Annotated in this window: 7 protein-coding genes and 1 pseudogene; 4 read left to right on the top strand and 4 right to left on the bottom strand. The window is 64.8% G+C overall.

Annotated features, from left to right (window positions below; all coding sequences use genetic code 11):
- The 4 genes and pseudogenes from UYS_RS17670 to UYS_RS0216620 form a co-directional block, all read right to left on the bottom strand.
- Positions 1-357: pseudogene (locus UYS_RS17670) on the bottom strand (hypothetical protein); the annotation flags it as partial.
- Positions 358-661: 304 nt separating this feature from the next.
- Positions 662-2866 carry a polysaccharide biosynthesis tyrosine autokinase gene (locus UYS_RS0216610; RefSeq protein ID WP_016856644.1) on the bottom strand — a complete coding sequence of 735 codons (2205 nt, stop codon included), beginning with the start codon at positions 2864-2866 and terminating at the stop codon, positions 662-664.
- Positions 2867-2953: 87 nt separating this feature from the next.
- On the bottom strand, positions 2954-3391 hold the full coding sequence (locus UYS_RS0216615; RefSeq protein WP_026068640.1) for a low molecular weight protein-tyrosine-phosphatase: 438 nt from the start codon (positions 3389-3391) through the stop codon (positions 2954-2956).
- Positions 3391-4521: a polysaccharide export protein gene (locus UYS_RS0216620; protein ID WP_016856646.1), complete on the bottom strand. Its 1131-nt coding sequence runs from the start codon at positions 4519-4521 to the stop codon at positions 3391-3393. The genes UYS_RS0216615 and UYS_RS0216620 overlap by 1 nt, the downstream gene beginning before the upstream one ends.
- 400 nt (positions 4522-4921) lie before the next feature.
- Between UYS_RS0216620 and UYS_RS18715 the strand changes: the two genes are divergently transcribed.
- From UYS_RS18715 to UYS_RS0216635, 4 genes are all read left to right on the top strand, one after another.
- A complete protein-coding gene (locus UYS_RS18715) occupies positions 4922-5320 on the top strand; it encodes a hypothetical protein (protein ID WP_192813940.1) in 399 nt (132 codons plus the stop codon).
- A gap of 70 nt (positions 5321-5390) precedes the next feature.
- Positions 5391-5996 carry a YjbF family lipoprotein gene (locus UYS_RS18280; RefSeq protein ID WP_016856647.1) on the top strand — a complete coding sequence of 202 codons (606 nt, stop codon included), beginning with the start codon at positions 5391-5393 and terminating at the stop codon, positions 5994-5996.
- 139 nt (positions 5997-6135) lie between these two features.
- Positions 6136-6825: a capsule biosynthesis GfcC family protein gene (locus tag UYS_RS0216630; protein ID WP_016856648.1), complete on the top strand. Its 690-nt coding sequence runs from the start codon at positions 6136-6138 to the stop codon at positions 6823-6825.
- A complete protein-coding gene (locus UYS_RS0216635; RefSeq protein ID WP_026068643.1) occupies positions 6813-8924 on the top strand; it encodes a YjbH domain-containing protein in 2112 nt (703 codons plus the stop codon). Before UYS_RS0216630 ends, UYS_RS0216635 begins: the two co-directional genes overlap by 13 nt.
- Positions 8925-8935 lie beyond the last annotated feature (11 nt).

Below are 8935 nucleotides of genomic sequence, written 5' to 3' on the forward strand. Positions count from 1 at the left end.
GATAAATACATGCAGAACGGAATATTCGATGCCGAGCGCCACCAGTGCCAGAACCAGCAATCCGTAACAAATGCTGATGCTGGGAATGATCAGCAGCGAGGCTTTGGTGCCGGGAAGGCGGGCGAGACGCTGAACCGCATTGATCGATACGGTATAGGCGATAACAGTGCCGGTCAGCGCTGCCCAAAGAGCAGTGGGAGCCTGCTGCCAGAAACCCCACCCCCAGTGCCAAAGGGCTGGAGCCAGTACAGCGATGCAGAGGCCGAGGAGCAGTTGCAGTTTGTAACTGAAAAGCAAGCGTTCGAAGAACCGGGAATGCCGACGTTGGCGCTCCAGCGGTGGATTGATGGTATCCATGCGTATCCCTTGCTCATCATGAGCTGATAAAACGTGTTATTCACGATCCGTATTTTCTTGTTATAGGCAGGCTCGTGGGAGTGCTGGCATTTTGCCCTTCCCTATAGGGCAGCCGACACTGGAGCCTGTGGTGTTGCTTATATCGCTGCTTCGTTCGGTCGTTCGTCTGATGGGTCAGCCCCCAGGCGTGGTGTGCCGCGCTGGAGGGCCATTGTGTGGTTTTGAGGCTTGGCCGGGGTCCGACCTGTGGCTTGTTGATGAGCTGTCAGCCAACGCGAGCTGGCAGCAGGTTCAGTAAACGAGCTTATTTGTAAGAATAGTTGTAGTAGCCGTAGCCATAGCTGGTAGCAGCCTTGCGTTCCATAGCGTTGAGGATGGCGCCTTTGACCGGCACGCCGGTGGTTTCGAGACGGCGCTTGGCGATTTCCAGCTCCTTGACAGGGTTCACCTGGAAGCGAGTCACCATGAGAGTAGTGCCACACTGCTTGCCGATCACCGCCGCATCGGTTACGGCCAGGATCGGCGGCGTGTCGATGACCACCAGATCATATTGCTCACGAATATCCGCCAGAAACTGGCTGAAGCGTTCCTGCATCAGCAGCTCGGAAGGGTTGGGCGGAGCGCTGCCGCGTGAGATGTAGTCAAGCCCGTCGATGCTGCCGGAACGCGTCACGTCGGCCAGAGCGGCCTTGCCGGAAAGGAGCTCGGAAAGGCCACCTTCGCTGCGACCGCCGAAGGCATGGTGCACATGGCCCTTGCGCATGTCGGCATCGACCACCAGCACCCTCTGCCCGGCCTGGGCGCACACGGCTGCAAGGTTGATAGTGACGAAGCTCTTGCCGATGCCAGGGCTCGGTCCGGTAATCGCCAGCAGGTTGTTGCCGGCCTCCAGCATCGCGAAGTGCAGGCTGGTGCGCAGGCCGCGAATCGCTTCGATGGCGGAGTCGGCCGGCGCCCGTTCGGCGAGGATGCCGGTGCTGATGTCCTGACCACCCTTGTCGTTGCGGTGCTTGACGCGCTTGACCAGCTTGCCCTGCTCGTCGGAGAGCGGCACCGAAGCGTAAACCGGGATGCCGGCGTCCTCGATCTGCTCGGGCGACTCTACGCCGCGGCGCAGCAGCCCGCGCACCAGCACCAGGCCCACCGAGAGCATGCCGCCCAGTAGCGTGGCCAGCACCACGATCAGCGGCTTCTTGGGCTCGACCGGTGCCGGCTGCACGGCGGCCTCGTCCAGGATGCGCACGTTACCGACCGTACTGGCTCGAGCAATCTTCATCTCCTGCATCTTGTTGAGCAGTTGAACGTAGACTTCCTGGTTGACCTTGACGTCTCGACTCATCCGCAGCACCTGCTGCTGCGTCTCAGGCAGGCTGTCGACGCGTTCCTCGAGCTGGTCGCGTTCGTTCTGCAGCTGCTGCTTCTTCTCGAGTAAAGCCTGGTAGGTCGGGTGGCTGGTCGTAAAGCGCCGAGAGATTTCCGCCTCGGTGAAGGAAAGCTCGTTAAGCTGCTTCTCGAGATCCACGATACGCTCGAGCAGCGACTGGGTTTCCATCGACAGGTCCACGCTGTCGCGTTCGGTGCGATAAGAGTTGAGCTGATCTTCCGCCTGGCGAAGCTGTTCGCGCACCTGGGGCGTCTGATTCTCGAGGAACTCGAGGCTCTTCTCTGCTTCGGCGGCCTGACGCTGAATGTTCTGGGTCAGGTAGACCTCACTGACAGCGTCCAGCACGCGAGCGGCGCGCTGAGGATCGGTATCGCTCAGCGACAGGTCCAGCAGGCCGCTGTCCTTGCCTTGCTGGCTGACACCGAAACGTGAACGCAGGTCATTGATCGCCGCCAGCCGCGAGGACTTCTGCAGGGTAAAGTTCGCCCCCTCCCCGGCCTGAAGTTCGGCGACCCGCAGCTGCACGCTTCCATCCAGGAATGACTCATCGGTGCCGGCCTTTCCCTCACCCAACTCGCGGTCTTCCAGGCTCAGCCGGTAGCGATCCTCGCCGAGCACAGTCAACTGAAACGGCTTGCCGATGAACGCCGGCGACACCTGGAACTTGACGACATTGATCGCTTCGCCGGCCCATACGCTGGCCTCGGCGAACCCGGGGCGCTCCATGCCATGGCGGACCAGAAAATCACCAACCACCGGCAGGCGCTCTGGGGTCACGTGCAATGTCAGCTGCTGCTGATCGACCGCCCGACCGAGCACCATGCGTGAACGGAGGATACCCACCTCGGTATCCGCCGAGGGTTCCTCACCGAGGATAGACTTCACGTCCTCGAGGGGGTTGCTCATCCCGGCCTTCTTCTCGACCTGCACCAGGGCATCCGCGCGATACACCGGGGTCGCCAGCAGCGCATAGGCAACGCCAGCCACGGCAAACACCGCGGTGATGCCGATGATCCACCACTTGTGATCGAGCAGCAGGCCGAACAGGCGCCCCAGGTCGATTTCGTCGTCGGCGGGGGCGGAAGAAGCGCGCGGATGCGAAGTGCTCTGGGAAGCGTCAGCCATAGGAGTACTGTCAGGTTGGGCGCCGACGTCCGACAGGGCGGTGGCGCAATAAATGAAAAAAGCGGTGGAGTCTGCCCTACGCGGGGCTTAGATCTTGGCAGCCCAGGAAGCCGTGGCCTCCTTCAGCATTCGATGCACATGTTCGAAGGCTTCACGGCTCTTGCGATAGGGGTCAGGAATCTCGAGGCCCTTGCCGCCGTCGAGCCAGCGGCCGATCAGCATCGTCTTGCCCAGTGCGGCGGGCGCCATCTCGCCGATGGCAAGGCGTTGCCCTTCGCTCATCACCAGGATGAGATCGGCGGATTGCAGCATCTCCTGGGTGATCTGGCGCGCCTGGTGAGCCTCGACGTTCAGGCCTTCGGCTTCGGCCAACTCCCGTGACGTCGGCTCGACGCCATGGCCCACCAGGGCGCCCAGCCCGGCGGATTCCACGTGCCGCCCCGGCAGCGAGGCCTTGAGCATGGCCTCCCCGACGGGGCTACGGCAGATGTTACCGGTACAGACGACAAGCAGGTGATGAAACATCAGAGATCGTCTCGAAGATCGTTGGCATCATTCGCAGCACGAGTGACCTGGTACAGCGCGGTCACTGTCGGCAAGATCTGGTTGATGGTGCGGTTCCAGCGACCCAGCGAGGTGGTGGTCACATAGACCACGTCAGACGGCTCGAGGCGGAACTGCGTGCCGAGCACCATGGCCGCGGCGTTGCGGGCATTCAGCTGATAGACGGTAGCCAGCTTGTCCTGCCGCTGGGTATTGCGGCGAAACACGAAGATGCCACTGGCATCGGCCTGGGCCTCGTTGAAGCTACCGGCACGGCTCAGCGCTTCGGTCAGGGTGATCGGCGAGCGCCCCATGGGCAGCGACTGGGGCTCGCTCACCTCCCCCATCACGAACACCTGTTGCTCACCAAGATCGGGCACGTGCAGCACGTCATTATCCTGAAGCAGGAGGTCGCTAGACAGGTTGCCCTCGTTGAGCATGCCGTACACGTCGAGGGTGCGAGTTTCACCGTCTCGGGTCAGCTGCACACCGTGCCAGTTGGCCTGAGGCCCAAGCCCGCCACTCATGCTGATCGCGTCCAGCACGGTCATCGGCACATTGGTGATCGGCAGCTGCCCTGGCTCCCCTACCTCACCGGAGATCAACACGTCCTGGGAGTTGTAGGCGGCGATGCGCACTTCGACCTGAGGCGCGGCGATGAATTCGGCCAGCTGGCGGGAGATGGTCTCTCGCACTTCCGACACTGTCTGCCCTTCAACGGCCACCTCGCCGATGTAGGGATAGTAGATGGTGCCGTCCGGCTGAACGGTATTGCCCGACTCCGCCGCGCTGCGCTCACTGCCGGCGGGAATGGTCAGTTCAGGGTGGTCATAGACAATGATGCTCAGTACATCGCCCTTGCCGATGCGATAGTCGTAACTGTCCAGGGCGGCGCGCTGGGCCTCGCTCATCTGTTTCAGCGCCTGATCATCCGGCGCGCGCTCTTGGCTGGCGATCAGGCCGAGGGTGATCGGTTCCACATCGACGAGATCGTCTACCGGCGCACTCTCGACGTCGGCATCGAAATGGCTACCGGGGGCGAAGGCGCATCCCGAGAGCCAGGCCACGCTGAGCAGGCTCGCCAGGAGTTTGAGAGGCGTTGAATGACGCATGCGGACTGCCTGTATTGAGTACTAGTTTTGTCATCAGGGCACGCTACCGCCCCGAGGTGTCATGGCGCATCCCCGAGGCCTGTATCATTTGGCAACGCGCCAAAACGTCAATGTAGATCATGCAAAATGAATAGCTTGCGGATCATACATGACCGGGCGATGACATCACCAGCGCCGTGTACGCCGGCATTGGATATGTATGAGAATCACGATCTTTCTTGTAGGAAATCGCTTACAAAGCATTCATTTGCTTATTGTTTTATGCCACATTGGCAGTCATTTAATAAAAAAAGACTCCGTGGCCGCTATTACCCCACTGCAACAGCTATGCGCTAGCCTTTAAAAGCATTAGCATGATGCTGTAGAAGCATGACCGTCACAGACGCAAGGGGGATTCAAGATGCTCAAGAAAGGACTGGCTTATCTCGCCATCGCCGGCATGACGGCCTCTCCGCTGGCCATGGCGCAGAGCGAAACCGGTAATGCCGCCGGCGGCGGCGGTAGCGCCGGTGCAGGTTCGGGCACGGCGGGCGCCAATGCGGGCGCCGGCGCAGGCAGTGCAGCTGGCGCCGGTGGTGGCGCGGGCGCAGGCGCGGGTGCAGCCGGCGCAGGCGCAGCAGCCGGCGGTGCCGCCGCTGGTGGCCTGGCGGCCGCAACCGGCCTTTCTACCGCTGCCCTTACGGGACTGGCCGTGGCCGGCGCCGTGGCAGTCGGCGCTGGCGTGGCCGCCGCTTCCGGCGGTGGCGATGATGGCGGCAGCAGCGGAACCGGGACGACCGGTCCGTCAGGCACGCAATAAGCCCATGACACTAAGAGTGGTACATGGCCGATCACGAGGCCGCCTACGGGCGGCCTCGTCTTGTGTAGCATTGGGCGTCGCACTCGCCTCGCTGAGCGGTTGCGCCAGTTCCGGCGAGACGCCGCTCGGCGCCTCGCTGAATGCCATCCTCTCTGGCGGCGACACCTCCGCCCAGGCCGAAGCGATACCCTACGCCTCCCTCGATGCGCGTATCGGCGATATCCAGGGCCTGATGGTGATGGGCGCCCAGGCTGGCGACATGACCTACTGGCCCGGTCGCAATGGCGTGGTGCTGGAACTCGAGCAAGGCGGCCTGCATGCCTTCCAGGGCCTGGATGCACGGCTACTCGGCACGCACTACACGCCCTCTGCCCCCTGGCAGCACACCGCTTCCGAGCCGGTCACGCTGACGCGCCAGGTTCAGGATGCCGCCGGCGACATACGGCGCTTCCAGGCCGAAGGCGCACCGCACTGCTCGCCCGCGCGACGCTTCGAGCTGCCGCTGGGCGAACGCCGCCTCGAGACCTGCCAGATCGAGTGGCACTGGGCGACCGGCGACACCAACAGCGCGACCTATTGGCGCGATCCTGCCACGCACCGCCTCTGGGCCGCGACCGAGACACCCTGGCCGAACGGCCCAGAGGTCTCGTGGCGCGTCGCTCGCCACTGGTGGTAAGCCCGACATGAGCCGCCGCATGCGAACACTCCGTAACACTGCCTTGCGTCTTTTCCAAAAGCCTCACCTGGGGGCTTGCGCGCGTGGCCTTGTGGGCAGCGCTCTGCTCGGCGCGTCACTGGTCTCGGCCCCGTCAGCGATGGCACAGACCAACGAGCCCGCGACCCTGATCGACGCCTGGCTGAATTGGCAACAACAGCGCCAGGCGGCCGACCAGCCGCCCTTCGACTGGACCTACAGCTTTGCCCTGCGCCATGTCGACGCCGACCAGCTGGCCGACCGCCGCGCACGCCTGATCGCCGAAATCGAGGGCCTTGGCCCGGTGCTCGCGGCCGCGGGGCAGCAGCCCCTGCCCGATGCCCTGGCCCGCTGGTCGCGCCGGCTGCAGAGCATGCCCGCCAGGCCCGCCCGCAGCGCCGAGCCACTGGGGCTGATATCGCTGGCCGGCGCGCTGCGACAGAATCCGCCCATGGCCGACATCGACACCCTCGGCACCTGCCGCACGCCTGGCTGGGTGGAAGCCTGGACCCTGACCGGCGTGCAGCGCATCGACTGGCGGCCCGGCATGAGCGTCGACACCCTGCTCGACCGCCTGCCGGGCTCGGCGACCCAAGGGCTGGATGAGGTCAGCGTCATCACCCCGCGAGGCCAGGCGCGCACGCTCGGCATCGCCGCCTGGAACCGCCAGGCTGCCCCACTGGCGCCCGGCGCCCGCCTCGCCGTGCGTCTGCCCGAGCATTCTCAGGAAGCCCACATCATCAATCGTGAACTGGCCGCCTTCCTGGCGAGCCGACTGCCCGGCGACGACTGCACCCTATGGCCAAACTAGTTTCAGGGGTCAGACCCCGCTATTTCCTTGCCACCCCGCTGCTAGGCCTGACGCCCCTGCTGCTTGCCTCCCACACCGCCATGGCCGGCAACCTGGGCACCGGCCAGAGCGATTTCGGCGGCGTGGGCCTGATGCAGACACCCACGGCGAGGATGAATGAGGTCGGCAACTTCGCCGCGAGCTGGAGCCGTACCGAGCCCTACCGGCGCTTCAACGTCTTCGCCCAGCCGCTCGACTGGCTGGAGGTGGGCTTTCGCTATGTCTCGGTGGAAAACCGTCGCTATGGCGAAGAGATCGCCGGTGACCGTGACTATCTGGATAAAGGCATCGACGCCAAGTTTCGGCTTCGCGAGGAGGAGAGCTACTGGCCCGAGCTGGCCCTGGGGCTGCGCGACGCCGGCGGTACCTCCCAGTTCGGCGCCGAGTATCTGGTCGCCAGCAAGCGCTGGAACTCGCTGGATGTCAGCCTGGGGCTGGGCTGGGGCTATCTCGGCAGCGCCGCGGATGTCGACTCGCCGCTGGGCTGGATCGACCAGCGCTTCGACGATCGCCCCGATAATGCCGGCGGCGACCAGGGCGGCGAGTTCGCCCTGAGCCAACTGTTTCGCGGCCCCATGTCGCTGTTCGGCGGCGTCGAGTACCAGACACCCTGGGACCCGCTGATCCTGCAGCTCGAATACGAGGGCAACGACTATGCCCACGAGCCCCAGGACAACGACCAACCGCAAGACTCGCGCTTCAACGTCGGCGCTCGCCTGCGGCTCGGTGACAACTTCGAGCTGCGCAGCGGCTGGCAGCGCGGCAACACGGCGATGCTCGGGCTGAGTTTCTCCACCAACCTGGCGGGCCTGGCCCAGGTCAAGCGCGATCCGCCGCCCCGTTCACTGAACGCTCCGGCCGATCCTGACTGGGCCACCACGGCGCGCTCCCTGCAGCGCAACGCCGGCATCCGCGTCGACGCGATCCACCGCGACGGCAACGACCTCACCGTGACCGGCGAGCCTACGACCTACCGCGCGCTCAGCCAGAGCGAGGGCCGTGCCAACCGCATCCTCAGCGCCAAGGCCGACGACGCCGTCGACACCTTCCACTACCGCTGGCAGCGAAAGGGCCTGACCCTGCGCGAGGACATGCACGACCGCGACGCCTTCGAGGCCGCCGCCCAGAGCGCCTCGGCCGATACCGCCTACCGCTATGGCATCTACTCCCGCGCGCGCCTGGACGAACCCGCGGGCGAATCGCTCTATCGGGGCGATGCCCAGCGCGCCTCCTGGAGCGTCGGACCCGCCATCGAGCAGAACTTCGGCGGCCCGGATGGTTACCTGTACCGGCTCTCTGCCTATGCCTCGGGCGAATACACCACCGACCGCAACGGCTGGTTCTCGGGTAGCGTGACCGCCACCCTGGCCGACAACCTCGACGAGTACGAGTACATCGCCGACTCCGACCTGCCGCGGGTGCGCACCTACATCGGCGACTACCTCGCCGAAACCGATCTCGGCATCAGCAACCTGCAGTACACCCGCACCGCCAAGCTCGGCGACGGCCTCTACGCCATGGGCTACGGCGGCCTGCTGGAGATGATGTACGCCGGCGCCGGCGGCGAAATGTTGTATCGGCCCTTCGATGCCGGCTGGGCCCTGGGGCTGGATCTCAACTGGGTGCGCCAGCGCGACTTCGACCAGCAGTTCGGGCTGCGCGACTACGAGACCTGGACCGGCCACGCCACCGCCTACGTCGATACCGGCTACGAAGACATCCTCGCCAAGCTCAGCGTCGGCCGCTACCTCGCCGGCGACTACGGCGCCACCGTCGACCTCTCACGCGAGTTCGACAACGGCGTGCGCATCGGCGCCTGGGCCACCTTCACCGATGCCGGCGACAGCTACGGCGAGGGCAGCTTCGACAAGGCCTTCTACGTCACCGTCCCGCTGGACGCCTTCTTCGTGCGCTCCAGCCGCAGCAGTGCCACCATCGCCTGGCAGCCGCTCACCCGCGACGGCGGCGCCCGCCTCGGCCGCCGCTACGCCCTCTACCCCCTCACCGAAGAGCGCGATCTCGGCCGCTACTGGGAGGAGTACGACAAGACCTGGGAGTAAATCGGGGTAGG

Source organism: Halomonas smyrnensis AAD6, from assembly GCF_000265245.1.
Classification (GTDB): Bacteria; Pseudomonadota; Gammaproteobacteria; order Pseudomonadales; family Halomonadaceae; genus Halomonas; species Halomonas smyrnensis.